The organism is Streptomyces sp. A1277 (assembly GCF_004795015.1).
GTDB lineage: Bacteria > Actinomycetota > Actinomycetes > Streptomycetales > Streptomycetaceae > Streptomyces.
In genome coordinates this window covers 12,769-38,524 of sequence record NZ_SSBI01000024.1, presented here as the reverse complement: position 1 = coordinate 38,524, position 25,756 = coordinate 12,769, and the positions used below count along the sequence as shown (strand labels likewise).

The 25,756-nt window shown below is 70.3% G+C and carries 27 protein-coding genes; 13 read left to right on the top strand and 14 right to left on the bottom strand.

From position 1 onward, the window contains the following. Window positions 1-77: 77 nt before the first annotated feature. From E6R18_RS17835 to E6R18_RS17810, 6 genes are all read right to left on the bottom strand, one after another. Entirely contained in the window at window positions 78-626 is a 549-nt protein-coding gene (locus E6R18_RS17835; RefSeq protein WP_136317891.1) for a bacterial proteasome activator family protein, read from the bottom strand. A gap of 94 nt (window positions 627-720) precedes the next feature. Next, the gene (locus tag E6R18_RS17830) at window positions 721-3,573 is read right to left on the bottom strand and encodes an FtsX-like permease family protein (RefSeq protein WP_136317890.1); all 2,853 of its coding nucleotides are present in this window, start codon (window positions 3,571-3,573) and stop codon (window positions 721-723) included. Beyond that, entirely contained in the window at window positions 3,570-4,337 is a 768-nt protein-coding gene (locus E6R18_RS17825) for an ABC transporter ATP-binding protein (protein WP_136317889.1), read from the bottom strand. The genes E6R18_RS17830 and E6R18_RS17825 overlap by 4 nt, the downstream gene beginning before the upstream one ends. 41 nt (window positions 4,338-4,378) lie before the next feature. Continuing rightward, window positions 4,379-4,996, bottom strand: coding sequence for a PadR family transcriptional regulator (locus E6R18_RS17820; protein WP_136317888.1), 618 nt, complete (start codon window positions 4,994-4,996; stop codon window positions 4,379-4,381). 73 nt (window positions 4,997-5,069) lie between these two features. Then, on the bottom strand, window positions 5,070-5,387 hold the full coding sequence (locus tag E6R18_RS17815; protein ID WP_240799772.1) for a hypothetical protein: 318 nt from the start codon (window positions 5,385-5,387) through the stop codon (window positions 5,070-5,072). Between the two features lie 390 nt (window positions 5,388-5,777). After that, complete coding sequence (locus tag E6R18_RS17810) at window positions 5,778-7,436, bottom strand: protein kinase (protein ID WP_136317887.1); 1,659 nt, start codon at window positions 7,434-7,436, stop codon at window positions 5,778-5,780. A 351-nt stretch (window positions 7,437-7,787) separates the two neighbouring features. On the opposite strand from E6R18_RS17810, the gene E6R18_RS17805 reads away from it, so the two are divergent. After that, window positions 7,788-9,476 carry a protein kinase gene (locus E6R18_RS17805; protein ID WP_136317886.1) on the top strand — a complete coding sequence of 563 codons (1,689 nt, stop codon included), beginning with the start codon at window positions 7,788-7,790 and terminating at the stop codon, window positions 9,474-9,476. 16 nt (window positions 9,477-9,492) lie between these two features. On the opposite strand, the gene E6R18_RS17800 is transcribed toward E6R18_RS17805, so the two are convergent. The 3 genes from E6R18_RS17800 to E6R18_RS17790 all read right to left on the bottom strand — a co-directional run bounded on the left by E6R18_RS17800 (window position 9,493) and on the right by E6R18_RS17790 (window position 11,736). Further along, on the bottom strand, window positions 9,493-10,500 hold the full coding sequence (locus E6R18_RS17800) for a phosphotransferase (RefSeq protein WP_136317942.1): 1,008 nt from the start codon (window positions 10,498-10,500) through the stop codon (window positions 9,493-9,495). 63 nt (window positions 10,501-10,563) lie between these two features. After that, a complete protein-coding gene (locus E6R18_RS17795; RefSeq protein ID WP_136317885.1) occupies window positions 10,564-10,992 on the bottom strand; it encodes a pyridoxamine 5'-phosphate oxidase family protein in 429 nt (142 codons plus the stop codon). Window positions 10,993-11,076: 84 nt separating this feature from the next. Then, entirely contained in the window at window positions 11,077-11,736 is a 660-nt protein-coding gene (locus E6R18_RS17790; RefSeq protein ID WP_136317884.1) for a response regulator transcription factor, read from the bottom strand. A gap of 339 nt (window positions 11,737-12,075) precedes the next feature. On the opposite strand from E6R18_RS17790, the gene pdhA reads away from it, so the two are divergent. From pdhA to E6R18_RS17770, 4 genes are all read left to right on the top strand, one after another. Then, on the top strand, window positions 12,076-13,230 hold the full coding sequence (gene pdhA / locus E6R18_RS17785; RefSeq protein ID WP_136317883.1) for a pyruvate dehydrogenase (acetyl-transferring) E1 component subunit alpha: 1,155 nt from the start codon (window positions 12,076-12,078) through the stop codon (window positions 13,228-13,230). 2 nt (window positions 13,231-13,232) lie between these two features. Continuing rightward, entirely contained in the window at window positions 13,233-14,213 is a 981-nt protein-coding gene (locus tag E6R18_RS17780) for an alpha-ketoacid dehydrogenase subunit beta (RefSeq protein ID WP_136202270.1), read from the top strand. 10 nt (window positions 14,214-14,223) lie between these two features. Further along, complete coding sequence (locus tag E6R18_RS17775) at window positions 14,224-15,618, top strand: dihydrolipoamide acetyltransferase family protein (RefSeq protein ID WP_136317882.1); 1,395 nt, start codon at window positions 14,224-14,226, stop codon at window positions 15,616-15,618. A gap of 179 nt (window positions 15,619-15,797) precedes the next feature. Continuing rightward, window positions 15,798-16,340, top strand: coding sequence for a hypothetical protein (locus tag E6R18_RS17770; protein WP_136317881.1), 543 nt, complete (start codon window positions 15,798-15,800; stop codon window positions 16,338-16,340). Window positions 16,341-16,348: 8 nt separating this feature from the next. On the opposite strand, the gene E6R18_RS17765 is transcribed toward E6R18_RS17770, so the two are convergent. Then, complete coding sequence (locus E6R18_RS17765; RefSeq protein ID WP_136317880.1) at window positions 16,349-16,816, bottom strand: ATP-binding protein; 468 nt, start codon at window positions 16,814-16,816, stop codon at window positions 16,349-16,351. A gap of 263 nt (window positions 16,817-17,079) precedes the next feature. Between E6R18_RS17765 and E6R18_RS17760 the strand changes: the two genes are divergently transcribed. Genes E6R18_RS17760 through E6R18_RS17745 form a run of 4 tightly spaced genes read left to right on the top strand, consistent with a single transcriptional unit; the run spans window position 17,080 to window position 18,553 of the window. Beyond that, a complete protein-coding gene (locus E6R18_RS17760; protein WP_136317879.1) occupies window positions 17,080-17,970 on the top strand; it encodes a helix-turn-helix transcriptional regulator in 891 nt (296 codons plus the stop codon). Further along, window positions 17,967-18,158 carry a DUF397 domain-containing protein gene (locus E6R18_RS17755; RefSeq protein WP_136317878.1) on the top strand — a complete coding sequence of 64 codons (192 nt, stop codon included), beginning with the start codon at window positions 17,967-17,969 and terminating at the stop codon, window positions 18,156-18,158. The genes E6R18_RS17760 and E6R18_RS17755 overlap by 4 nt, the downstream gene beginning before the upstream one ends. A 4-nt stretch (window positions 18,159-18,162) precedes the next feature. Further along, entirely contained in the window at window positions 18,163-18,363 is a 201-nt protein-coding gene (locus E6R18_RS17750) for a DUF397 domain-containing protein (RefSeq protein WP_136317877.1), read from the top strand. A 10-nt stretch (window positions 18,364-18,373) separates the two neighbouring features. After that, window positions 18,374-18,553: a DUF397 domain-containing protein gene (locus E6R18_RS17745; RefSeq protein ID WP_136317876.1), complete on the top strand. Its 180-nt coding sequence runs from the start codon at window positions 18,374-18,376 to the stop codon at window positions 18,551-18,553. A 26-nt stretch (window positions 18,554-18,579) separates the two neighbouring features. Here the strand turns inward: E6R18_RS17745 and E6R18_RS17740 are convergent, their stop codons facing one another. Further along, on the bottom strand, window positions 18,580-19,128 hold the full coding sequence (locus E6R18_RS17740) for a putative immunity protein (protein ID WP_136317875.1): 549 nt from the start codon (window positions 19,126-19,128) through the stop codon (window positions 18,580-18,582). Window positions 19,129-19,183: 55 nt separating this feature from the next. On the opposite strand from E6R18_RS17740, the gene E6R18_RS17735 reads away from it, so the two are divergent. Beyond that, window positions 19,184-19,732 (top strand): GNAT family N-acetyltransferase, encoded by a 549-nt coding sequence (locus E6R18_RS17735; protein ID WP_136317874.1) that lies wholly within the window; start codon window positions 19,184-19,186, stop codon window positions 19,730-19,732. A 193-nt stretch (window positions 19,733-19,925) separates the two neighbouring features. Here the strand turns inward: E6R18_RS17735 and E6R18_RS17725 are convergent, their stop codons facing one another. After that, window positions 19,926-21,656, bottom strand: a complete 1,731-nt coding sequence (locus E6R18_RS17725; protein WP_136317872.1) for a hypothetical protein — start codon at window positions 21,654-21,656, stop codon at window positions 19,926-19,928. On the opposite strand from E6R18_RS17725, the gene E6R18_RS35390 reads away from it, so the two are divergent. Beyond that, window positions 21,542-21,937, top strand: a complete 396-nt coding sequence (locus tag E6R18_RS35390) for a hypothetical protein (RefSeq protein ID WP_346764991.1) — start codon at window positions 21,542-21,544, stop codon at window positions 21,935-21,937. The two genes, E6R18_RS17725 and E6R18_RS35390, sit on opposite strands and share 115 nt — an antisense overlap. Before the next feature lie 153 nt (window positions 21,938-22,090). Beyond that, window positions 22,091-22,546, top strand: a complete 456-nt coding sequence (locus E6R18_RS17715; protein ID WP_136317870.1) for a VOC family protein — start codon at window positions 22,091-22,093, stop codon at window positions 22,544-22,546. 59 nt (window positions 22,547-22,605) lie between these two features. Here the strand turns inward: E6R18_RS17715 and E6R18_RS17710 are convergent, their stop codons facing one another. Further along, window positions 22,606-23,496: a helix-turn-helix domain-containing GNAT family N-acetyltransferase gene (locus E6R18_RS17710; protein WP_136317869.1), complete on the bottom strand. Its 891-nt coding sequence runs from the start codon at window positions 23,494-23,496 to the stop codon at window positions 22,606-22,608. A 357-nt stretch (window positions 23,497-23,853) separates the two neighbouring features. Further along, window positions 23,854-25,134 (bottom strand): phosphopyruvate hydratase, encoded by a 1,281-nt coding sequence (eno, locus tag E6R18_RS17700; RefSeq protein ID WP_136317868.1) that lies wholly within the window; start codon window positions 25,132-25,134, stop codon window positions 23,854-23,856. A 197-nt stretch (window positions 25,135-25,331) separates the two neighbouring features. Between eno and E6R18_RS17695 the strand changes: the two genes are divergently transcribed. After that, entirely contained in the window at window positions 25,332-25,754 is a 423-nt protein-coding gene (locus E6R18_RS17695) for a MarR family transcriptional regulator (protein ID WP_136317867.1), read from the top strand. Window positions 25,755-25,756: the final 2 nt, after the last annotated feature.

The window sequence follows — 25,756 nt, the reverse complement described above, 5'->3', positions numbered from 1 at the left end:
CCACCCCGACGTACAGAGGGGCCCGGCACACCGTTGTGTGCCGGGCCCCTCGGGCGTAGTCGATCGGGCAGTCCGGGCTACAGGTACGGCCCCGAGCGGACCGGGCCGTGCGGGTCGGTCCCGCCGTCCTCGTCGTCGTTCCCGCTGCCCGGCGGCAGAGCGCGGCGCATCTGCTCCAGCTGGGCGCGGGCCGCCATCTGCTGGGCGAACAGGGCGGTCTGGATGCCGTGGAACAGGCCCTCCAGCCAGCCCACCAGCTGGGCCTGCGCGATCCGCAGCTCCGCCTCGGAGGGGACCGAGTCCTCGGTGAACGGCAGGGAGAGCCGTTCCAGCTCCTCCACCAGTTCCGGCGCGAGGCCGTCCTCCAGCTCCTTGACCGAGCCGGCGTGGATCTCCTTGAGGCGCACCCGGCTCGCCTCGTCGAGAGGAGCCGCCCTGACCTCCTCCAGGAGCTGCTTGATCATGCTGCCGATGCGCATGACCTTCGCGGGCTGCTCGACCATCTCCGTCACCGGGACCTCCCGCGACTCGTCGTCAGTGCCACCGCCGCCGATCGCCATGCCGTCCTGGCCCACCACGAGGACCTGGGGGTGTTCCTGCGACCGTTCATTCCTCGGCATCTCCATACCGCCATTGTCGCGCACACACGGCGTTCACCACTGTGGTGCCCCCGGGAACGGATGATCCACCGCTCCCGGGGGCACCGAACAGCCCAGTGGCTCAGCCGGCCCGCCGCGCCAGGGTCAGCCGCGAGCGGGTGAACACCGCCGCGAGGATGCCCGCCAGCAGCGGGACCGCCACGGCCAGCAGCCCGATGGTCGCCCAGGGCAGCACGATCGGCGTGTAGGCCGACTCCATGGGCTGGAGCCGCATCTGCTCCATTGCCCGGCGCAGGTCGACCAGGCGCAGCGCCACGGCAGGCACCAGCCCCGCGGCCGTCCCGAGCAGGACCCCGGTCAGCGCCACCACCAGGCACTGGAAGCCGGAGAGGGTCCGGCGCACCCGAGGGGGCGCGCCCACCGCGCTGAGCGTGGTGAGGTCGGCCTCCGCGTCGGCCTTGGCCAGGCCGGTCGTGATCGCGGCCGCGCCCACGGTCACCACCCCGGCGAACAGGGTGAGGATCAGCAGGATGGTGCTGTCCCGGTCGTTGGGACCGGAGTTGGTCTGCACCCAGACTCCGCCGCCGGCCTGGTCGATGGCGGCCGAGACCCGCTGGTCCTCGACGTCCGTGGGTTGGTGGCTGACGGCGTAGACACTGCCCTGCGGCTGGGTGTGCAGGCCGAGGCGTTCGGCGGTCGGCTGCGGGAGGATCATGCGGATGCCGGGGGTGGCGGCGTACTCGGCCTTCGCCACGTACACCTTCAGCCGGTCCGTGGTTTTTCGGGCCGGGCCCGGGTGCAGCTTGCGGTTCTTCTTGTCCTTGTCGTTGTAGGTGTGGACGGCCTTGAGGGTGACCTCGCCGTTCTGCGCGTACGCCTGGTTGAGCAGGACGGGCGTGCCGGCCTTCAGGGCAGCGGCGGCGGCCGGGTCGTCGAGCTTCACGTACGTGGCGAGCAGGGCCGCGTCGCCCACGATGATGTTGTTGGAGTCCGAGCTGAAGGATCCCGTGGAGATGTGCTCGTCCACGCAGGCGGGGGACCGCATCATCGTGCGGTGCTCCTCGGCGGAGAGCCGTGCGGCGAGCTTTTTGGCGCCCTTGGTGTTGAGCGGGCAGGTGTGACCCTCGCCGGTGGGCTTGACCAGTTGCATGGTGCCGCAGCCGGCCCCGTCGTCGTCGTAGTAGACGTTGCAGTCGCTGCCCGCCCAGACCCGGGAGATGTCGGCGCGGCCACCGGTCACCGCCATGTTCTGCTCGACGGCGGCCCGGGCGACGGGCAGCCGTGCGGCGGACTCGTCGTCGTAGGACGAGAGGACGATCGTGCCCTCGGTCAGCATGGGCATGTAGTCGTAGTCGGACTCGGCCAGGGTGCTGGACATGTAGGTGGCGATGGCCACCGAGCCCGCGACGGCCGCCATCACTGCGGCGACCGCCGGAGCGGTGCGGCCGCGGTTGCGGGCCGCGTCGCGCATCGCCATCCGGGGCGAGAGCGGCAGCCTGCGGCCGAGCCGGCCCAGCAGGCCGACGATCACCGGGATGCAGGCCAGCAGGCCCAGTTCGGCGACGACCGAGCCGCCGGCGACCAGGGCGGAGCTGCCGCTGGTGCCCCCGTAGACGGCGATGACGATGCCGAGCGCGAGCACGCAGGCGCCCGTGATCGGCAGCACGCGCGAGCTGCGGCGCACCCCGCGCCGGCCGGTGAGCGATTCCAGTACGGACTGCCGGCCGGCCACGATCGCCGGGGCGAACGCCGCCAGCAGGCCGGTCACCAGGCCGAGCACGGCGATGACCAGGAGATCGGTGGGCCGCATCGACAGGGAGCCGAAGCGGTGCCCGGCCCAGTTCTCGATCACCGGCCGGAACGCCACCGTCAGCACCAGCCCGACCGCGACACCGGCGACCGCTCCGACACCGCCGAGGACGAGACCGCCGCCGAGGACGACCGCACGGACCTGGCTGCGGTCGCCGCCGCAGGTGCCGAGCAGGCCGAGCTGGCGCCGGGAGCGGCGCGCGCCGACGGCGAACGCAGGTCCGGCCAGCAGCACGATCTCCAGGATCGCCATCGCGACGACGGTGATGAGGGCGGCGCTGGTCTCGCCGGAGCCGGCGTTGCCGGAGTTGTAGTCCGGGTACGACCGCAGCAGCGGGATCTCGGAGTCCGGCGGCGGGTTCTCGAAGACCTGGCGCGAGGTGACGACAGCACCGGCCTTGTTGGCCGCCAGCACGTTTTTCCAGACGATCCCGGCCTGCCCCGCCCCTTCGACCATCCACTGCGTGGAACCCGGATGGGGCGCCGGAACCTTCTTGTCGCGGTCGGCCATGGCCTGCCAGGGGGCGATCACCGCGCCCGGGTCGGCGTACAGCTGCCGCGCCTCGAGATCGGTGGGCAGTTCGACCGCGCCGGTGATCGTGTACTTCTTGCCGGAGGTCGTCACCGTGATCTCGGAGCCGACGTGCAGCCCCGCCGACTTCAAAAACGGCTCGGTGGCCGCCATCTCGCCCGAGCCGCGCGGGAACGCGCCCTCGACGAGGTCGATCCTCCCCCGGACCATCGGGTCCGAGGTCTTCAACTCAACGATCTCGGTGCTGGCCAGCCCGTACGCGGTCCTGACGCTCCCGGGCACGGACTGCTCGCTGATCGCCCGAGCGCCCTTGGGGAACACGGCGTGCATGTCGATCGGCGGCACGTCCTCCTCGATCTCGCCCTCGTTCTCGCTGCGGTACATGTCGCCGTCGGGCATCTGCTGGATCGGCCCCATGCCCGCGTCGCTGTACAGCGCGTCGGCCGAGCCGATCTGCGCCGTCAGCTGCTCGGCCGGGGTCAGCTCCGCACTGCGGTACGTGATGTCGGCGGCCGTCACCCCGAGGACCGGCAGCGCGATCATCGCGACCACCAGGGCGCTGCGGCCCTTGGCCCGCAGGGCGTCGCGGCGGGCTATCCGGAGGGCGGCGCGCCACCCCGTGAAGACGCTCACTCGGCTCCCCCGGCGGCCAGCAGCGAGTCGGCCCCGGCCGTCAGCGTCTGGTCGACGATCGAACCGTCCCGGAGGAAGACGACCCGGTCGGCCCAGGCCGCGTAGCGCGGTTCGTGCGTGACCATCACACCGGCCGCGCCCTGGTCGCAGCGGTTGCGCAGGAGGGCGAGGACGGTCTCGCCGGTCTCGGAGTCGAGGGCGCCGGTCGGCTCGTCGGCGAGGACCAGGCGCCGGTCCCCCACCAGCGCGCGGGCGATGGCGACGCGCTGCTGCTGGCCGCCGGACATCTCGTCCGGGAAGCGGTCCGCGATCTCCAGGAGGTTCATCTCCTCCAGCGCGGCGCGGGCCTCCTTGCGGGCCTTGCGCACGGAGACCCCGTCGAGTTCGCGCGGCAGGGCGATGTTCTCGGCGGCGGTCAGGGCGGGGATCAGGTTGTAGTCCTGGAAGACGTAGCCGACGCTGCGGCGGCGCAGGGCCGCGATGCCCTTGCGGCCGAGCGTGGATATGTCCTGGCCCTCGATGATCACCTGGCCGGCGCTCGCGGTGTCGAGACCGCCGGCGAGGGTCAGCAGGGTGGACTTGCCGGAGCCGGACGGGCCCATCACGGCGACGAGTTCACCGGCGTGCACCGACAGGCTGATGCCGCGCAGCGCGTGCACCTCGGCGATGCCGGTGCCGTGCGTGCGGGTGAGGGCGCGGAGTTCGAGCACCGGTGTGTCCACCGTCAGGGGTGGTGTGGCGGGCGACGGAACGTGCAGGGACATGCGGGTGGTTCCCCCTTGGAACGGGTCTGTGTGCGGCGGGCTCAGCGGCGCGCGCGGGTCCGGCCGGCGGGCCGGGCGGTGGGGCGGGAGGCAGGGGCCGGGTTCTGCTCCGGCTCCGTGGCGGCGGCCTCGGCGAGGCGGACGAGCCGGGCCTCGCAGTGGTCCAGCCAGCGGGCCTCGGCCTCGGCCTGGAAGATCAGCTGTTCCACGACGAGCAGCCAGGCGACCTCGTCGCGGTTGGTGGGGGCCTGGGCGAGGGACTGCGCCTTGAGGCGGGTGTAGTCCTGCATGGCCTTCACCGTGTGGTGGCGCTGGGCCTGGATGACGGCCCTGATGTCGACGCCGGGCGCGCCGACCGCCATGGCGAGCTTGATGGCCAGCTCGTCACGGGGCGGGCTGCTGCGGTCGACCGGCGTCTCGAACCAGGAGCGCAGCTCGGTGCGCCCGGCGTCGCTGATCGAGTAGAGGGCGTGGCCCTGGTCGTCCTCGCCGTCCTGGACGACCAGGCCGTCGCGCTCCAGCCGGCTCAGCGTCGTGTACACCTGCCCGACGTTGAGCGGCCAGGTGGAGCCGGTGCGCGATTCGAACTCGGTGCGGAGCTGGGAGCCGTAGCGCGGCCCCCGCTCCAGGAGGGCGAGAAGCCCGTGACGGATCGACATACTGAGTATGTATACCGAGTATGTTGACCAACGCAAGTCTCTCCGGTGGCGCCGGCAGGGGACGCTCCGGCCCTCAGCGGGTGCGGCGCATACGGAGGGCGAGGAAGCCGATACCCAGCCCCACCAGGGCGATTCCCGCCCCGAGCGACACCTGCCGCACGTGATGGACGGTCGTCCCGTCGAGGGCCCTGCGCCCCGCCGGTTCGTCGTCGGGGAAGTCGCGCGGGTCCGGTGTGAAGGCCGGCACGGCGGAGGGTGGCGTCGCCGCGGACTGCTCGTCGCGCTCGGCCCGCTGATCGTCGAGCGCGTCCTGCCGGGCCAGCTCGGCGGGCGACCGCCCGGGCCGCTGCCGCCCCGCCCCGGCCGGCCACCCGGCGAGCGGCGACTGCATCTCGTCGGGGCGCGCCGGCCGGGCGCTGGGCGAGGGTGAAGGCGAAGCCGAGGAAGAGGGGGAAGGCGAAGCCGAGGAAGGGAGTGAAGGCGAAGCCGAGGAGGAGGGGGAAGGCGAAGGCGAAGCCGAGGAAGAGGGGGAAGGCGAGGGAGAAGACGCAGAAGACGGCGTCACGCCCCCCAGGGTCGCGGCCGCCGTCAACGCCAGGCAGGCCACGCCCCGCGAGGAGCGCGCGGAGAGCTGTCCCGAAGCCATGCGGCCACCGTCACACGCGCCGCCACGACCGGCACCCCAGGTGATACGTACGGATGACCGTCACACGCGCCGCCACGACCGGCACCCCAGGTGATACGTACGGATGACCCCCGGGCCCGATCCGCCCGAGAGGCCCTACGCCGGGTCGCCCGTGGCTATGCGCAGCTCGAAGTGGGCGCCCGTCTCCGACACCGCCGTCCCGGGCGTCGGGAACTGGTCGATGACCTGGTCCTCCGCGTACGCGTTGCCCGGGACCTTGATCTGCTTGATCGTCCAGCCCGCCGCGTCCGCGCAGGCACGCACCGAGAGGATGTCCTTGTAGAGGAAGCTCGGCGCGTCGACCTTGTTCGGGTCGTCCGTGTCCTCCAAGGCTGCCGTGCACTTCTCGGTCTTGATCGTCCGGTTGCGTTCCGGATCGCGGTGCTCGCCGGACGGGGACTCGCTCGCCGATGCCGAGGTGGTGCCCTTGTCGTCGTCGCCGTTGAGGGCGATGACGGTGATCAGGCCGCCGATGGCGACCAGCGCGACGACGATCGAGCCGACGATCACCGGCATGTTCCGCCTGGAGCCGCCGCCGGCCGCGCCGGTGGCCGTCGTCTGCGGGGAGATCGTGTACGGCGGGGGCGTCTGGTGGTGCTGCATCGGCGCCATGGGCGCGCCCTGGTAGGCGGGCGCCGCCGTCTGCGGGTAGCCGTACGACGGGTTCGTGGCGGGGGCCGGCGTCGCGGGACCGTACGGGCCGGGCTGCTGCTGGGACTGGTACGGGCCCGGCTGGTACGGCGTCTGGACGCTCTGCGGGGCGGGCGCGGACTGGTCGACCGGCGGGAAGACCGCCGAGCCGACGCCCGAGCCGCTGTTCGCCGGGACGCTGCCGTCCCCGACGATCACCGGGGCGGTGGTCTGCACGCCCGCGCCCAGCACACGCGCGATCTCGTCCTGCATGGCCGCCGCGCTAGGGAAGCGCTCGTTCGGGTTCTTCTTGAGCGCGCGGGCGACGAGGGCGTCCATCGCCGGGGTCAGCGAGCGGTTGACCGAGGACGGGGCGACGGGCACCTCCTGCACATGCGCGTACGCGATGGCGAGCGGGGAGTCCGCGTCGAAGGGGAGGCGGCCGGTCAGCAGCTGGAAGAGCATGATGCCGACCGAGTAGAGGTCGGAGCGGGCGTCCACCCCGCGGCCCAGGGCCTGTTCGGGGGAGAGGTACTGCGGGGTGCCGACGACCATGCCGGTCTGCGTCATCGACGTGACGCCCGACTGCATGGCGCGGGCGATGCCGAAGTCCATGACCTTCACGACACCGCGCTTGGTCACCATCACGTTGCCCGGCTTGATGTCGCGGTGGACCAGGCCCATTTCGTGGCTGGTGTCCAGCGCCGCCAGCACGTCCGAGGTGACCTTGAGCGCCTTGTCGGCCGGCATCGCGCCCTGGGCGCGGATGTCCTCCGCCAGGACCGAGCCGAGCGGCCGGCCCTCGACGTACTCCATGACGATGTACGGCATCAGCGCGCCGCCGAGCTCGTCCTCGCCGGTGTCGAACACCGAGACGATGTTGGTGTGCTGGAGCTTGGCGACGGCCTGGGCCTCGCGGCGGAAGCGCTCACGGAAGGACTGCTCGCGGCCCAGTTCCGTGTGGAGGGTCTTGATCGCGACCTGCCGGTCGAGCGCGGAGTCGTACGCCAGGTATACGGACGCCATTCCGCCTTCGCCGAGCAGATCGCGGAGCTGGTAGCGACCGCCGGCCACCGAACCGCCCGCGTAGCGACCCTGCGAACCGTGTGCGCCGTCCTGGCTCATGACTTGACTTCCCCCTCGGCGCGCGACTGACGCGAACTCGGCGCGCGACTCACGCGATGATCCGTATTACTGGCCAAGTCTGCCCGAGGGGTACGACACGTCAAGCCGGGTGCCCGTTCCGTGACCGTACGCACAAGAAGCGTCTCGGAAGCGTTACAGGAACCGCATGGAATTTGCGTCGGCGGCGCGCCAGCCGATTGGATGGCCGGTCCGGCTCGGAATCGGCGTGTCCGACGGAGGCTGTAGCGTGACGGGGCAATGCGGCCGGCAGCGCAGCCGGCAACGCAGCAAGGCACCGTGAGACCCCGCGGACGCGCGGACGGACGCGGACAGATACGACGGCGAGGACTGATGGCACCCGAACCCGAAGCAAACGGCGGCGGAGTTCCGGATGGCACCGAATCCTGGGGCATCGGAGGGGTCGTCGGCGACGGGCGCTACCGGCTGACCCACCGGCTCGGCCGGGGCGGCATGGCCGAGGTGTTCGCGGCGGAGGACGTCCGGCTCGGACGTACGGTCGCGGTGAAGCTGCTGCGCTCCGACCTCGCCGAGGACCCGGTCTCCAAGGCGCGGTTCACGCGCGAGGCGCAGTCGGTCGCCGGGCTCAACCACCATGCGGTCGTGGCGGTGTACGACTCCGGCGAGGACACGGTCAACGGCCAGACCGTCCCGTACATCGTGATGGAGCTGGTCGAGGGCCGCACGATCCGCGATCTGCTGCTCAACGCCGAGGCCCCGCCTCCGGAGCAGGCGCTGATCATCGTCTCCGGGGTGCTGGAGGCGCTCGCCTACTCGCACCAGCACGGGATCGTGCACCGCGACATCAAGCCGGCCAACGTGATCATCACTCACTCCGGCGCGGTCAAGGTGATGGACTTCGGCATCGCCCGCGCGCTGCACGGCGCGCAGTCCACGATGACGCAGACCGGCATGGTCATGGGCACGCCGCAGTACCTCTCCCCCGAGCAGGCGCTCGGCAAGGCCGTCGACCACCGCTCCGACCTGTACGCCACCGGTTGTCTGCTGTACGAACTGCTCGCGCTGCGGCCCCCGTTCACGGGTGAGACGCCGCTCTCCGTGGTGTACCAGCACGTCCAGGACACCCCGGTCCCGCCGTCGCAGATCTCCGACGTGGTGCCGCCGGAGCTCGACGGGCTCGTGATGCGCTCGCTGGCGAAGGACCCGGACGACCGGTTCCAGAGCGCCGAGGAGATGCGCGGACTCGTCCAGTACGGCCTGCAGATGCTCCAGGTGCAGGGCGGCCACACCGGCACGTGGAACACCGGCCCGGTCGCCCTCAACGAGGGCGCGGGCACCCCGCCCCGCGGCATGACCGGCGCCACCCGCCCCATGGGCGGCTACCCGCAGCACGGGGACACCTCGCAGGCCCCGATCCTGCCGCCGATGAACCCGGACGACGGCGGTTACGACGGCGGCAGCACCCGGCAGGGCGGCGGCGGGCGCGGCAAGGTGCTGCTGTTCGTCGTGCTCGCCCTGATCGCGATCGGCGCGGGCGTGGCCATCGCGCTGAACGCGGCGAACAGCGGCGGCGACAAGCACGAGAAGAAGCCCACCAAGACCTCCAGTTCGCCGAGCCCGACGGAGGAGTCCCCCACGCCGACCCCGGAACAGACCGAGGACACCGAGCTGCCGGGTACCAGCACCGGCAACACGTGGGACAACACGCGCCGGCCCTCGTACACGCCGAGCGAGACGGCCGACCCGCCCTCGTCGCCCCCGGCCGAGCCGGACACGGGCGGCACGGAGGACGGCGGCACGGACACCAGCAGCGGCGGTTCGGCGACGAACGGCGGCAGCGGCGGTTCCAGCAACGGCAGCAACGGGACCGGCAGCAGCAGCGGCAACGGTTCCGGCAACGGCAGTACGGGGACCGACGGCGGCGACACCGGTACCAGCGACGGGGGCTCCGACACCAGCGAAGGCGCGTCCGAGGGTTCGGAAGGCGCCCCCGGCGGCGCCGCGACAGGTGCCTCCGCCGGGACCCCGGCCGGAGCCGCCGGTTCGGCCACGGGCAACTGAGCGCGCCGCGCGGCCGTCACCCCGTGAAGGCCGCGCGCACCGCCTCGTACTCACGGGTCCACCAGACCGCCAGGGCCGACACCGCGGGGAACTGCGGGTCGGCCCTCCGGTCGTTCAGGCAGTAGCGCCAGCGCAGTATCCAGAAGTCGTTGAGCCGCTCCCACCACACCCGGTGCACCGCCGCGGCCAGTTCGGCGGCGTCGGCCCCGGCGGCCCGCCGGTAGGCCCGGGCGTAGACCCGTACCTTCGCCAGGTCCAGGGCGCCGGCCGGCTGGACGAAGAAGATCGCCGCCGCCCGGACCGCCTCCTCCGCGCGCGGCTGGACCGCGAGCCGGTCCCAGTCGAGGATCGCCACCGGATCGGCGCCCCGGTACAGGACGTTCAGTGGGTGGAAGTCGCCGTGCACCCAGCCGGTCGCCGGAACCCCGGGGTCGGGCGGGCGGCGGTCCGCGTGCCGTTCCAGCAGGACGCGCCGCTCCCGCAGCCGGTGCTCGGCCAGCTCGTCGAAGGAGTCCCGGGTCCCGCGCCCGCGTGCGGCGGCCAGCAGGTCGCCGATCAGCGCGAAGGTGTCGGCCGCCTCCGGACTCGCGTACCCGGCCGGATTCCCGCCGGCCCCACCCGTATCCGTACTCCTTTCGCCCCCCATCACCTGCTCAAGACCCGTGTGTACGGCTCCGAGGAGCGTCCCGAGACGCGTCGACTGGGCGAGGGTGAGCTCGGCGCCGCCCCGGTGCAGGCCGTCGACCCAGGGATGCAGGGCGTAGCAGCGGCCGGCGATCTCGGTGACCGTCTCGCCGTCGCCGGCCTCGATGGGCGGGGCGACGGGCACTCCGAGTGACTGGAGGCGCCGGGTGGCACGGTGCTGGCGGATGATGGTGGCGCGGTCGCGGGTGGCGTCGTCCAGGTGGTGCTTGAGGAAGTACGAGCCCCGGGTGGTGGACACCCGGTAACCGTGGTTGAGCAGGCCCTGGGAGAGCGGGGTGCAGGTGAGCGGCTCACCGGCGTGCGGGTAACGGCGAAGCACCTCACCGACCGGGGGAACAGGCGGCAGGGCGACAGATGAGCGCGACACGCGTCAGATGTTAGATCACGCTGCGTTGCGGATCTGCTGACTTGCGTCGAAGCCCAGAGTGTGCACGGTGACGAAGTGCGGTTCGAGCCGCAGATACGACGGTACGAACGGCTCGCCGTTGACCTCGACGGGGAGGGGGCCGAAGCGCTCGCGCTGCGCGCAGGTGGGCTCGATGATGCGCGCGGGGCCGGTGAACTGCACGGACCACAGGTCGTCGCCGCCGGCGGACGCGGCCGCGTTGAAGTTGTCCGCGCCGTAGGCCACGACCGTGCCGTCGCAGGCGTCGTGGCAGCCGAGGCCGCTGTGCAGGCGCAGCACGACGCGGCCGTCGATGACGATGTGCCGGGCCACCGTCAGGAACGGGAGGGCCCGCATGCTGGTCGCCAGCCGGCCGTAGGGGACCCGGCCGAGCAGGTCGATCGCGTGGAGTTCCTCAAGGGACATGCCCTCCACTGTCGGCCCTGCGTGTGGGCGCGATAAGAGGCCGGGGCCCCGGGTCCGCCGGGACCAAAGTCCCTCGGTCCGTCCTCAGCGCTTCTCGGCCTGGAGCCGTGCGACGTACGCGGCGGCCTGCGAGCGGCGCTCCATGCCCAGCTTGGACAGCAGGCTGGAGACGTAGTTCTTGATCGTCTTCTCGGCGAGGTGCAGCCGCTCGCCGATCACCCGGTTGGTCAGGCCCTCGCCGATCAGGTCGAGGATCTTGCGCTCCTGCTCGGTGAGGGTCGCGAGCTTCTCGTCGCCCTGCCCCTTCTTGCCGTCGCGCAGCCGCTCCAGGACGCGCGCGGTGGCGACCGGGTCCAGCAGCGACTTCCCGGCCGCCACGTCCCGTACGGCCGTCAGCAGCTCGTTGCCGCGGATCGCCTTGAGCACGTAACCGGAGGCGCCCGCCATGATCGCGTCGAACAGTGCCTCGTCGTCGGCGAACGAGGTGAGCATCAGGCAGTTGACGGAGTCGTCCTGGGAGCGGATCTCGCGGCAGACCTCCACCCCGCTGCCGTCCGGCAGCCGTACGTCGAGCACGGCCACATCGGGGCGGACCGCCGGAATCCGCACCAGCGCGTCGGCCGCCGTACCGGCCTCACCGACCACCTCGATGTCGTCCTCCATCGAGAGCAGCTCATGGACTCCGCGGCGGACCACTTCGTGGTCGTCGAGCAGAAAAACGGTGATTTTTCCTTCTTCGCTCACAATCGCAGTCTCACACACTCCCCCCTTCCCTGCCGGTGCCGGGCGGGATAACGTGCCGTTGTTCCGGCGGCCTGCGAGGCTGTGATCAGTGCTGTGACCAGCGAGCCTTCCCGAATTCCTCGATTTACTTGGATATCCAAGCAAAATCGCAGGTCAGGAAGGGTTTCGCAGTTACGGGACCCACTGGGTAACGTGCCTTGGACAGGGCGCTCGCCGGGGCACCTGTCACGCCTGTTCCCGGACCGAGCGGCACCCACCCCGTGCACGGGTACGGACACAGGCGAGCCGCACTGGTCTCCCGGCAGACCCCGGGGGCCGGACCGACGGAGGAGCACGCACGTGACCGTGGAGAGCACTGCTGCCGCGCGCAAACCGCGACGCAGCAGCAAGCGGACCAGCGCCGCGAAAACGCCCGCGAAGGGTTCCGCACCCGAACTCGTCCAGTTGCTGACGCCCGAGGGCGAGCGCGTCGAGCACCCGGACTACTCGATCGACCTGACCGCGGAAGAGCTGCGCGGCCTGTACCGGGACATGGTCCTCACCCGCCGCTTCGACGCCGAGGCCACCGCCCTCCAGCGTCAGGGCGAGCTGGGCCTGTGGGCCTCCCTGCTGGGCCAGGAGGCCGCCCAGATCGGCTCCGGCCGGGCCCTGCGCGACGACGACTACGTCTTCCCGACCTACCGCGAGCACGGTGTGGCCTGGTGCCGGGGCGTCGACCCGACCAACCTGCTCGGGATGTTCCGCGGTGTGAACCACGGCGGCTGGGACCCGAACACCAACAACTTCCACCTGTACACGATCGTCATCGGCTCGCAGACCCTGCACGCCACCGGTTACGCCATGGGCGTGGCCAAGGACGGCGCGGACTCGGCCGTGATCGCGTACTTCGGTGACGGCGCCTCCAGCCAGGGCGACGTCGCGGAGGCGTTCACCTTCTCCGCGGTGTACAACGCCCCGGTCGTCTTCTTCTGCCAGAACAACCAGTGGGCGATCTCCGAGCCCACCGAGAAGCAGACCCGCGTCCCGCTCTACCAGCGCGCCCAGGGCTTCGGCTTCCCCGGCGTCCGGGTCGACGGCAACGACGTCCTGGCCTGCCTGGCCGTCACCCGTTCCGCCCTGGAGCGGGCCCGGCGCGGCGAGGGCCCGACCCTGGTCGAGGCGTTCACGTACCGCATGGGCGCGCACACCACCTCCGACGACCCGACGAAGTACCGGGCCGACGAGGAGCGCGCCTCCTGGGAGGCGAAGGACCCGATCCTGCGCCTGCGCGCGTACCTGGAGAAGCAGGGCGCGGCCGACGAGGCGTTCTTCACCGCCCTCGAAGAGGAGAGCGAGACCCTGGGCAAGCGGGTCCGCGAGGCGGTACGGGCCATGCCCGACCCGGACCGGATGGCGCTGTTCGACCACGCCTACGCCGACGGCAGCCCCCTCGTGGACGAGGAGCGCGCCGAGTTCGCCGCCTACCAGGCATCGTTCGCCGAGGAGGGCAAGTAGCCATGGCCGTGGAAAAGATGTCCATCGCGAAGGCGCTCAACGAGTCGCTGCGCAAGGCCCTCGACACCGACCCCAAGGTCCTCATCATGGGCGAGGACGTCGGCAAGCTGGGCGGGGTCTTCCGGATCACCGACGGCCTCCAGAAGGACTTCGGCGAGGACCGGGTCATCGACACCCCGCTCGCCGAGTCCGGCATCGTCGGTACGGCGATCGGCCTGGCCCTGCGCGGCTACCGGCCCGTCGTGGAGATCCAGTTCGACGGCTTCGTCTTCCCCGCGTACGACCAGATCGTCACGCAGCTCGCGAAGATGCACGCCCGCGCGCTCGGCAAGATCAAGCTCCCGGTCGTCGTGCGGATTCCCTACGGCGGCGGCATCGGAGCCGTCGAGCACCACAGCGAGTCGCCCGAGGCGCTGTTCGCGCACGTCGCGGGCCTGAAGGTGGTCTCCCCGTCCAACGCGTCGGACGCGTACTGGATGATGCAGCAGGCCGTCCAGAGCGACGACCCGGTCATCTTCTTCGAGCCGAAGCGCCGCTACTGGGACAAGGGCGAGGTCGACACCGACTCCATCCCCGGCGCGCTGCACGCCGCGTCCGTCGCCCGCACCGGCACGGACCTCACGCTCGCCGCGTACGGCCCGATGGTGAAGGTCTGCCTGGAGGCCGCCGCGGCCGCCCAGGAGGAGGGCAAGTCGATCGAGGTCGTGGACCTGCGCTCGATGTCCCCGATCGACTTCGACACCATCCAGGCATCCGTCGAGAAGACCCGCCGCCTGGTCGTGGTCCACGAGGCGCCGGTCTTCTACGGCTCCGGGGCCGAGATCGCCGCCCGCATCACGGAGCGGTGCTTCTACCACCTGGAGGCGCCCGTGCTGAGGGTCGGCGGCTACCACGTCCCGTACCCGCCGGCGCGGCTGGAGGACGAGTACCTGCCGGGCCTCGACCGCGTGCTCGACGCCGTCGACCGCTCGCTGGCGTACTGAGGACAGGGGCGTGACTACGATGACCGACACTTCCAACGCTGCTCGCTTCCGTGAGTTCAAGATGCCCGACGTGGGCGAGGGACTGACCGAGGCCGAGATCCTCAAGTGGTTCGTCCAGCCCGGCGACACCGTCACCGACGGCCAGGTCGTCTGCGAGGTCGAGACGGCGAAGGCCGCCGTGGAGCTCCCGATCCCGTTCGACGGGGTCGTCCACGAACTGCGCTTCCCCGAGGGCACCACCGTCGACGTCGGCCAGGTGATCATCGCGGTGGACGTGGCGCCGGGTTCGGGTGACGCGGAGCCGGCTGCTGAGCCTGTTGCGCCTGCGGCTCCCGAGGCCGAAGAGGCGCCGAAGGGCCGCCAGCCGGTCCTGGTGGGTTACGGCGTGGCCGAGTCCTCCACGAAGCGGCGGGCCCGCAAGGGCGCCGAGACCGCACCCCCGGCTGCCGCGCCCGCCGCGGTCCAGGCCGAGCTGAACGGCCAGGGCACCGCCGCGATCCCGGAGGCCCGCCCGCTGGCCAAGCCGCCGGTGCGCAAGCTCGCGAAGGACCTGGGCATCGACCTGGCGACGGTCACCCCGACCGGCGCGGGCGGCGTCATCACCCGCGAGGACGTGCACGCGGCGGCGACGCCGGTGGCGCCTTCGGTTCCGGAGCCGTCCGTCGAGCCCACGGTGCCCGTCGAGGCTCCTGTCCCGGCCGGCGCCCGGGAGACCCGTATCCCGGTCAAGGGCGTGCGCAAGGCGATCGCGCAGGCGATGGTCGGCAGCGCGTTCACGGCTCCGCACGTCACCGAGTTCGTGACCGTCGATGTGACGCGCACGATGAAACTGGTGGCGGAGCTGAAGGAGGACAAGGACATGGCGGGGGTGCGGGTCAACCCGCTCCTCATCATCGCCAAGGCCCTCCTGGTCGCGATCAAGCGGAACCCCGGGGTCAACGCGGTCTGGGACGAGGCGAACCAGGAGATCGTCCAGAAGCACTACGTGAACCTGGGCATCGCCGCCGCCACTCCGCGCGGCCTGATCGTCCCGAACATCAAGGACGCCCACGACCGGACGCTCCCGCAGCTGGCCGCGTCCCTGGGCGAGCTGGTCGCCACGGCCCGCGAAGGCAAGACGTCTCCGGCCGCGATGGCGGGCGGCACGGTGACCATCACCAACGTGGGCGTCTTCGGCGTCGACACCGGTACGCCGATCCTCAACCCGGGCGAGTCCGCGATCCTCGCGGTCGGCGCGATCAAGCTCCAGCCCTGGGTCCACAAGGGCAAGGTGAAGCCGCGTCAGGTGACGACGCTGGCCCTGTCGTTCGACCACCGTCTGATCGACGGCGAGCTGGGCTCCAAGTTCCTGGCGGACATCGCCGCGATCCTGGAGCAGCCGAAGCGGCTGATCACCTGGGCGTAGGCGCCTTCGCGGTACGTGTGTGAGGGGCCCGCGTGAAGTCTGCGCGGGCCCTCTGCCATGCCCGGGGCGTGTGAGGTGGTCCGGATACAACTTTCGCGGACCCGCACCGCCGCCTCGTACGACGACTACTGTAAGGACGCGGCGCGCTACTGAACGCAGTCAACCGAGGGAGAAATGCCGTGACTTCGACTTGCGACCCCAAGCACGCTCCCGCCGGCGACGTGGACGCGGCGCTCCTGATGATCGACTCCCGGCTCAAGAGCGTCTACGAGGGCGGCACCGCGTCCGATCCCGAACACAAGGTGCTGATCGAGCAGTTCACCGCTTCCCTGGGCCCCGGCGGAATCGATGACGTACTCGACGGCACGTGCACGATCATCTACATGTTCATGACCTGGCTGCGGAAGGCTCACGAAGAGCACGACAAGGACGTCATCGAGTACGTGGTGCCCGGCTTCGTGACCTCGATGCGCAGGATGCCGAGGAGCGTTCCCCGGGAGGTCATTCCCACCATGACCGCCCTGGTCGTCGCCGCGGGCACCGGTCTGAGCCCCAACCTGTGGCGCAAGCAGTACGGAGACTGGACGATCGCGGAGATGACGCCTCTGGAGGCCACCGCGTTCCTGCTCGCGGAGCAGATCAACCGCATCGCCGACGACCGTGAGTTCGCCGTCCGCATGATCGCCGATGCCCTGAACCGTGCGGACGCGGACGAGGACTGACGCGGACCTCACCCCGCGTGCGGTGTGGAGCGCACCATCAGCAGGGCCGGGTGACGAAGAGCGAGTTCGGCGAACACGGTCTTCCCGACGGTGAGCGGTTCAACCCCCCACCGGTCGGCGATCGCGTCCACGATGAGGAGCCCGCGCCCGTAGCACTCGTCGCTGTCGGCCGAGCGAATGCCGGGCAGACGCTCGCCCCGGGGGTCGGTGACCTCGACACGGAGCGCGTCGGCGGTGAGGGTGAGATGCACCCGGAAGAGACGGCCGCGGAGGCTGCCGTGCAGCAGGGCGTTGGTGGCCAACTCGCTGACCAGGAGGGCTACTTCTCCGGCGCGCTGTGGGTGCCCCCAGGCGGTGACGAGTCGCGCGGCGCGCCGGCGGGCGAGGGAGACGCTGCGGGCGGTGGGCGTGTAGTCGAGGCGGTCCTCGTGGAGCGGGGGCTCGGGGACGGGCGTCTCTTCGGGGGCTGCGGTCATGGTCGCGCGCCTTTCTGGGGTCGGGTGCGGTGGGTGGTGGGCGGCGGTGGCAGTGCCGGGCCTGCGCGCGGTTGCGGTTGCGGTTGGGCAGGGCGGTGCGCTTCCGCCGGGCGGTGCCGGTGGGTGACCGGGGCGATGCTGAACGTAGCGGCTCGGACGCCGAGGACTCAAGAGTGCGGGACATATATTCCCCGTACGGGTTACATGTGTGTGAGCGAGGGCCAACTAGCTGCAACACTGGTGTCGTTCACTGGGAGGTCTGTATGCAGGAATCTGGCAGGAGAGCGAACGGCAACCGGGTCTCGACCGTGCTCGGTCGGCGCCTGGGCGGAGAGCTCCAGCGCCTGCGGGTAGCGGCAGGCAAGACGCAGCGCGAAGCGGCCGGGGTCCTGAGTGCCACCCAGACGAAGGTCGTGAAGATGGAGAGCGGATGGGTTCCCATGCGCGACCCGGATATTCGAGCCTTGTGTGACTTGTACGGCGTGGCGGACGACAAAGCCCTGGCGGGCCTGCTGGCACTTGCCAAAACGGATCGTGAACGGCGCAGGGTGAAGGGTTGGTGGAACGACACCCCGACGCTTGCCACGCAGGTGGAGTACATCGCCATGGAAGATGCTGCGGTCAGGATCAGGCAGTGGCAAGTCGCCCTCGTCCCCGGTCTGTTCCAGACTCCTGAGTACACGCGGGCACTGGGCATCGCCAGCCTGGCAGGCGAGGATCTCGACTGGATCGAAGACGTAGTTACGGGGCGTGCCAAGCGCCAACAGCGGCTCTACGACGACACGCCTCTGCGTATCCACGCGGTGATCTGGGAGGCCGCACTGCGCCAAATGGTCGGCGGTCCCGGAGTCATAGCGCGTCAGTTGGCGCATCTGTGCCACTTGGCCGAGCGGCCCAATGTCCACATCCAGGTCCTGCCCTTCCGGGTGGGCGCGAACGCAGGGATCGGTGGCCCTTTCACCGTCCTGTCCTTTGGGGAGGATGAGGCGGTGGACGTCGTGCACATGGACGCCCCTCGGTCGACGATCTGGGTCGAGAACGCGGAGGAGAGCGCTGAGTTCGCTACGGTGTTCAATCACCTGGTCAAGGTGAGCTTGTCGCCCCACGACTCGGCCCTGTTCATGCAAGACGTCGCCAAGGAAGTGAAGGAATGACAGTGTTCCAGTTTGCCAAGTCCAGCTACAGCACCCCAGAACGCGAGTGCGTCGAGGTCGCCTGTAACGTCCCTGACGCCGTCGCCGTCCGCGACTCCAAGCAGATGGACGGCCCTGTCATCGTCCTCGCCCCCACCGCGTGGGCGGCGTTTCAAAGCGCTCTCGCAGGCACCAGGATTCAAGGCTGAGCGCATGAAGAGCCTTTGCTTCCAGAAGTCCAGCTACAGCAGTGGAAACGGGGAGTGCGTCGAAGTTGCGCGCAACGTCCCCGGAGCGATCGCCGTGCGGGACTCCAAGCGGGCAACCGGTGGTGTACTGGTGGTCGCCCCTGCCTCGTGGGACGCTTTTCAGCGTGAGCTGAGTAGGCCGTCCGGCGTAGGAGCCGACGGCTGAGGGGGGTTGTATGAGTGAGTTCCAGTTCATCAAGTCCAGTTACAGCACCCTGGAGAAGGACTGCGTAGAGGTCTCCCGTAACGTCCCCGGGGCCGTAGCCGTCCGCGACTCCAAGCAGGCGGGCGGGCCCGTCATCGTCCTCGCCCCCAGCGCGTGGGACGCGTTCCAGGTGATCCTGCTCCAGCCGTAGGGGCGGTTACCGCCCCCCTGCACGGGTCACCTCGTAAAGGTCAGCGCACGCAGGTCCGTGTCCAGTGCGCGGACCAGCTCGCCGACGCGCCCGCCGCCGGTCGGCGCCGCCGGGAAGCGCTTGAGTACGTCGACGGCGGTCGGCGTCGCGCGTCGCACCACGTGCTCAAGGTGCCGGGAGCCCACGCTTCGATCGTCGTCGGCGACGAGTTCCGCCGCTCGGGCCGCATGCGCGCCGGCTCCGAGGATGTGCTTGACCTGGGTGGCCTTGGCCAACGGGTGCAGGTACGCGGCGGCTGCCGCCGACATCGCCGCCCAAGCCGCCTCACGGGCAGCCGTGGTGTTCGTACCCTTCGCCGCCTTGAGGGCCGCCGACGCCGTATCGCGCAGGGCCTTTCCTCGTTCGCCGCCCCGGGCGAACGCCCACGCGGCTTCGACGGCGTCGCGAGGCCGTGAATCGTCCGGCTGATCCGCCTCGAACGTCCCCAGCGCCGCTTCGGCGCACATCGCGGCGAACGCGGTGACCTCGCGTAGGTCCTGCTTGCTCAGAACGATCGCGCTCGCTTCACCCGTCATCGTTTCATTTTCCATGGCGCTGCGTCCTGGGTGCCTGGGCCCTTACGGTGGTGCGATGGTGCACGTACGAGAGATGGACGCGGGCGACATCGAGGCGGTTTCCGCGATTCGGGTCCGAGGCTGGCAAGCGGCGTACGACGGCATCGTTCCGCAGACGTATCTGGACGCCATGACGGTGGAGGGGGATGCCGAGCAACGGAGGCAGTGGTTCTCTCAGCCCGGACGACAGGCACGGGACCTCGTGGCACTCGGTGACCGTGGCCCGGTGGGGTGGATCTGCTTCGGGCCGTGTCGAAGCGACGTGCCCGATACGGGACGGGTCGGTGAGGTCTACGCCCTGTACGTCTCGCCGGACCTGATCGGCCGCGGTATCGGTCGGGCCCTCCTGGGTGAGGCTCACGCTCGGATGAAAGGCCAGGGCTTCGGGGTATCAGCCCTGTGGGTCCTGGGTGACAACCAACGCGCTCAGCGCTTCTACGAGCGGGCCGGCTATCAGCCTGACGGTGCCGTTCAGGACGACGACTACGACGGGACCACGCTCACGGAGCTCCGCTACCAGCGGGTGCTTCGGACACCGCGCCAGGGTGCTCCTTCAGGATGGTGAAGACGTTCTCGGCCCGATGCGTGCCCACCGGGCGCCAGCCAACCACACGCCCGACGAACGATCAGGTGATTCGAAGGCTAGTGCTCAATCCCCTTGGCGCTGCTGACGCTCCTGAAGCCGTCGCAGATGTCTGGCGTGCTGCCTGGCCCGCGATCTTTGAGCACGATATACGCGCGTCCAGGAGGTGTATGGACTATTCCGAATTAGATCCGGAGGATACAGCCTGGGTGCCCCCTTCGATGGAGGTCGGCCGTCGACGTTGAAGCTCATTTCGTTCCACGTCCGGGATCGACATCGATTCGCTGAGCACCGCGGCGAGGGCACCCACTTGAGCGCTGTCGATATCGGCGTGGAAAAGCCATCGGTTGTTCTCGTCGCGTGTGATGAGGTCGATCGCCATGCGCGCGTTCTTGTCGGGGGTGATGGTTGATCGGACGTACCGCACGTGGTCGGTCGGGATATCCTGGCGAATCTCAGCCTGCTCAAGGAACGAGCTCGCCTTGGCCGTGATGATGCGGCGATCCGTGACAAGGACCATCGTCTTCACTGCGGTTCTGTCCCGCGCTGCGGCGACCTTGTCCTTTGCTCCGCCCAGGATCGTAGAGATCGGGCCGAGGGCGTCGAGCTGCTCAGGAAACCCGAGAACCCGCAGGATCTCGCCGTCCTCCAGGAACCAGCGCAGGATGTTGAGGTAGGGCGCGAGGTCCAGCGGCTTGGGGGCGCAGACGACGTCCGGAGCCTCAAGTGCGGGGGGCGGCGGACGGAGGGCGTCGGAAAGCGGCTCCACCGCTTCGAGAAGCCGGGAAGAGATCTCCCGGGCCGCCCTTGCATCCCTGCGCCTCCCCGGCAGCGCCAACGTGTCCCGCCCAGGGAGCTCTGCGATGATGCGCAGTTCACGAGTCAACGAGCCGACGAGTCTCGTCGTCTCGGCGAGGGCGGAGACGAACTCGGTCCGGGTGTCGCGCACGATGACGTCAACGAACTTCGTCTCACCCGCGTCTTCACGGCCTGCGTCTCTGGCCCTACCCGCCTGGAGAGTCTTGTATCCGACCCAAGCCTTGAGCGAGTCCAGAAGTGCGAAGGCGTCGAAGACGATGGACTCGGCGTTCGTCTGAAGGTACTCGCGGTGACTCTGCGCTTCGGGCCGGTTGATCTGGCGAACGTGGTCGTTGACGTTCTGCCGGTACAGCTCAAGCTGCTTACGCAGCGCCGTTTCACTCCCCGCGAGGCTGAGCCATAGAGAGGTTGGCACCGATTCGACCTCTCGTGCCTGCCCGATCGCGCGGTCCACCGTGGCGACCAAGGCCGTGAGCTCGGCCCGTTGCTCCTTGCGAATGGACGCCAGCACCTGGCTTGTCAGCGCGATGCCGGTCCTGACAAGGCTGGTCACCTCGCTCAGCTGCATCTGCAGGGCAACCATGGCCAGTGCCGGCCCGATCGAGGCGGCGGTTTGTGCGGCGCTCACCGCGTTAACGGGAATGAAGCGGGACTGAGCAAGGACGCGGCCCCGATACATCACTGCTCCGAGGTTCGCGCCATCCTTGATGGCGAGCGTTCCACCGGCATTCAGCAGTGACTGTGTCGCGCTGCTGATTCTGTAGAGCCCCTGAGCGTTAAAGAGCGCGGCTCCGAGGTTTCCGGCCACGGTCGCCGCGTTGCCGATCGAGGCGAGGGCTGCGGAGATCTGCCTGCGATCGGTGGCCGACACCAGCCCGAAGTCCAGCAGACCAGGCTTCAGTTCCCCTGGTACCTCACCGTAGACGACGGCAATCCCTGGGAGTACCTCCGCCAGGACGGTCGACGGCGGGGATGACCCGCTGTCCGAATCGGGTATCGGTGCGCACGCAACAGGTGAGTCGGCGGCATTGTTCCGTCGGTTCCCTTCAGAGTCGGAGATCTTCAACGAATCCGATGCGTCCTGCATGTGATCTCCTCCGCGAGAGGTGCGCAAACGACCAGGCAACGGTGGCGCCCGCCGCTGAATTCTATGGTCAGCGTGTGTTGGATCCGTCCGAAACCCGTCAGCTTGACCGGGGTTGCCCGTTCCCCCCGGCATGGGTATGGGTGGAGGCGCTGGGCCGACACTTGGCGTGGAGCCCGCCGGCGGCGACGCTGCTGTTCGCCTTCGGAGCCGTGCCCCCGGCCGAGCGCAACTATGTACGCATGGTCTTCACCGACCCGGCGACGCGTGAGATCCACTCGTAGTGGCAGGACGTCGGGCGCATCGCGCATTCCGTGGCCAGCAATGTCATCTTTACCGGGACACTTCCGCCGCGCCGGAGCGCCCCGAGTCAGCGACCCGCCCAGGGCCCTGCCGCGGAGGGCGCATGTGTCAGATTCGGCTGAAATGCTCCACGCATGGAGATGACTGTGCAGCTGACGATCGACTGCGCCGACCCGCAGCGGATGGTGGCCTTCTGGGCCAAGGCCCTGGGCTATGTGCCCGAGCCCGCGCCGGACGGGTATGCCACGTGGCGGGCCTACTGGGCGGCGATGGGGGTGCCCGACGAGGAGTTGCCGGCCGGGGCCGGGGACGTACCGGAATCGATCATCGATCCGGCGGGGCGTGGGCCGAAGGTGTGGTTCCAGCAGGTTCCGGAGCAGAAGGCCGCTAAGAACCGGTGGCACTTCGACCTGAAGGTCGGCGGGGGCCGTGACGTTCCGCTGGACGTCCGCACGCAGCGGGTCGACGGTGCGGTGGAACGGCTGGTGACGGCGGGTGCGACCGTGCTGCGCATCAAGGACGAGCCGGCCACGGGGCTCTACGCCGCCGCCATGCAGGACCCCGAGGGCAACGAGTTCGACGTCGTGTGAGGGGCGTCGAGGCGGTGCCGTACTGGCGGTCGCGCCCGCCGCCTCGGGGGCGTTGCCCCTTACGCCGCGTCGGTCAGCCGTTTCTCGAACCAGTGGTGGGCGTACGGCTCGTCGTTGAAGGCCGGGATCTCGGTGTAGCCGTTGGTGCGGTAGAGGTGGATGGCGGCTGCCAGGGCCTTGTTGGTGTCGAGCCGGACCAGGTCCCGGCCGTGGCTGACGGCCTGCTGTTCGAGGGTGGTCAGGATCCGCTTGGCCAGGCCGAGACCCCGGGCGCGGGGCGAGACCCACAGGCGCTTGATCTCCGCCGGGGCGTCGGTCGGCAGCTTGAGCCCCGCGGCGCCGACCGGTTCGCCGTGCAGGCGGGCAACGAGGAAGAGGCCGCGTGGCGTGCGGAGTTCGCCCGGGTCGGGGAGCAGGCTGTTCGCGGGGTCGAAGCCGAAGAGGGCGCCCAGTTCGTCGGCGAAGCCGCGCAGGCAGTGGACCGCGTCCGGGTGGTCCGGGTCGAGGATGTCCAGGGAGACCGTGGAGGCGGTCAGCAGCCGCTCGACCTCCTCCATCGCCGCGAGGAGCCTGTCCCGCTGCTTGGCGTCGAGCGGGTCCAGCAGGGACGCGGCGAGCGCGTCGCTACGGGCGTCGAGCTGGGCCCGCTCCCGCCATCCGGCCTCGGTCAGCCGCACCGTACGTGCGCGCCGGTCCTCGGCGTGGGTCTCTACGGTGACGAGGCCGTCGCGTTCCAGGGCGCGCAGGAGCCGGCTCGCGTAGCCGGAGTCGAGCCCGAGCCGGGCCCGTACGCTCCGGACGTCATGCGTCTCGCCGTCCCCGATCTGCCAGAGCAGCCGCGCCTGCCCGTAGGGGCGCGTGCCGTCCAGGTAGTGATCCTGTAGTACGCCTACGCGCTCCGCGACCGTCCGGTTGAAGCGTCGCACTTGCTTGATCTGGTCCGCTGCCATTCTCTGACCTTAGTCAGGTAATTATGGCGGAGGCAACGCTTCGCGACGGGATGAGCCGCTTGCCCCCGCCCTGTAGCAGCCGGGTTGTCCCTCATCTGCCGGGACAGCAAGGCCATGGGGTTCCCGTTCCCCGGCGGCCGGGTCAAGCCGTTCGAGCCGACCCGGAACCTGTACCGGGGCCTCCCCGCCGAGTGCGGGGAGGCCATCGACAGCGGCCACCTGCGTACGTACCGGCCACGGCCTCCGTGCCGGGACGGCGGGCAGCGCGGCGGATCTCGCTGACGCCGGTGCCGTCCTTTGCGGTCTCGCGCCCGCCGAGCGCGAGGCGGTGCAGGCGCTCAGTGGGCCGGGCGAGGGCTACCGGCGACGCAGTGCCTGGGCCCCCGCGTACCGGGCGCCGGCGCCCAACTCCTCCTCGATGCGGATCAGCTGGTTGTACTTGGCCGTGCGGTCGGAGCGGGAGAGGGAGCCCGTCTTGATCTGGCCGCAGCCCGTGGCCACCGCCAGGTCCGCGATCGTGGTGTCCTCCGTCTCGCCCGAGCGGTGGGACATGACGACGGTGTAGCCCGCCCGGTGTGCGGTGCCGACCGTGGTCAGGGCCTCCGTCAGGGTGCCGATCTGGTTGACCTTCACGAGAACGGAGTTGGCGACCCCGGAGGCGATGCCCTCGCGCAGCAGGGTGTCGTTCGTGCAGAACACGTCGTCCCCGGTGAGCTGGCAGCGGTCGCCGACCCGGGCCGTGAGCTCGCGCCAGCCGTCGAGGTCGTCTTCGGCCATCGCGTCCTCGATCGACACGACCGGGTAGGCGTCGATCAGCTTGACCAGGTAGTCGGCGTGCTCGGCCGGGGTGCGGCGTACCCCTTCGCCGGCGTAGTCGTACACGCCGTCGCGGAAGAACTCCGACGTCGCGGGGTCCATGACCAGGCCGATGTCCCTGCCCGGCCGGTACCCCGTGCGTTCGATGGCCGCCACGACGAAGTCGAGGGCTTCCTCGGCGGTACGCAGGGAGGGCGCGAAGCCGCCCTCGTCGCCGACGCCGGTGGAGTGGCCGGCGGCGAGCAGGTCGCGGCGCAGGGTGTGGAAGATCTCCGAGCCCATCCGGACGGCCTCGGCGAACGTCCCTGCGCCGGTCGGGGCGATCATGAACTCCTGGAAGTCCAACGGATTGTCCGCGTGGGCGCCCCCGTTGACGATGTTCATCATCGGTACGGGCAGCAGCCGGGCGTCCGACCCGCCCAGGTACCGGTACAGCGGCAGGCGGTGCGCGGCCGCCGCGGCCTTGGCGGTCGCCAGGGAGACGCCCAGGATCGCGTTGGCGCCGAGCCGGGCCTTGGTGGCGGTGCCGTCCGCCGCGACGAGCGCCGCGTCCAGCCCGGCCTGGTCCTCCGCGTCCCGGCCGACGACGGCCTCGGTGAGCTCCGTGTTGACGTGGCGCACGGCCTGGTCGACGCCCTTGCCGTGCCAGCGGGCCGGGTCACCGTCGCGCAGTTCGACGGCCTCGCGGGCGCCGGTGGAGGCGCCGGAGGGGACCGCGGCCCGGCCGAGCGAGCCGTCCGACAGTTCCACGTCCACCTCGACGGTGGGGTTGCCCCGGCTGTCCAGGACGCGGCGGCCGGTGACGGTGGTGATGGCGGTCATGGGAGTGGTCCTTCCCGTTGTCGCGTGCCGCGGTCCGGCTGCGACGACGGTGGCGCTGGACCGGGCGAGCCACACCCTACAGCAATGCTGTGCAGCTGTGCTGTTTAGCTTAGCTGTGCAGGTGCGCTGTGCAGGTGCGCTGAGCAGGCTTGCTGTGCAGGTCAGCTGGGCATTGTGCTCCCGCGTTAAAGTTCGGTATGCCCCTCCCGGAATCCGCCGCCATCGCCGCCGAGCTGCGCACAGCGATGGGAAAGCTCACCCGGCGCGTGAAGCTAGAGGACCAGATGCCGCTCGGCCAGGTCGCCGTCCTCGGTGAGCTGGACCGCAACGGCGCCATGACCACCAGCGAGCTCGCCACCGGTCAGCGGGTGCGTCCGCAGTCCATGGCGCGGGCCGTCGGGCTGCTCATGGAACAGGGGCTCATCACCCGCCGTGCTCACCCGACCGACGGCCGCAAGAGCCTGGTCGAACTGTCGGACGCCGGGCGCGCGCTCCTGGAGGAGGAGCGGGAGCGCCGGGCGGACTGGCTCGCCCGGGCCATCGACGCGGAACTGAGCGACGGCGAACGGGAGTTGCTGGCGGCCGCGATCGGGCTCGTCGAGCGGGTCGCCGCGCACTGAAT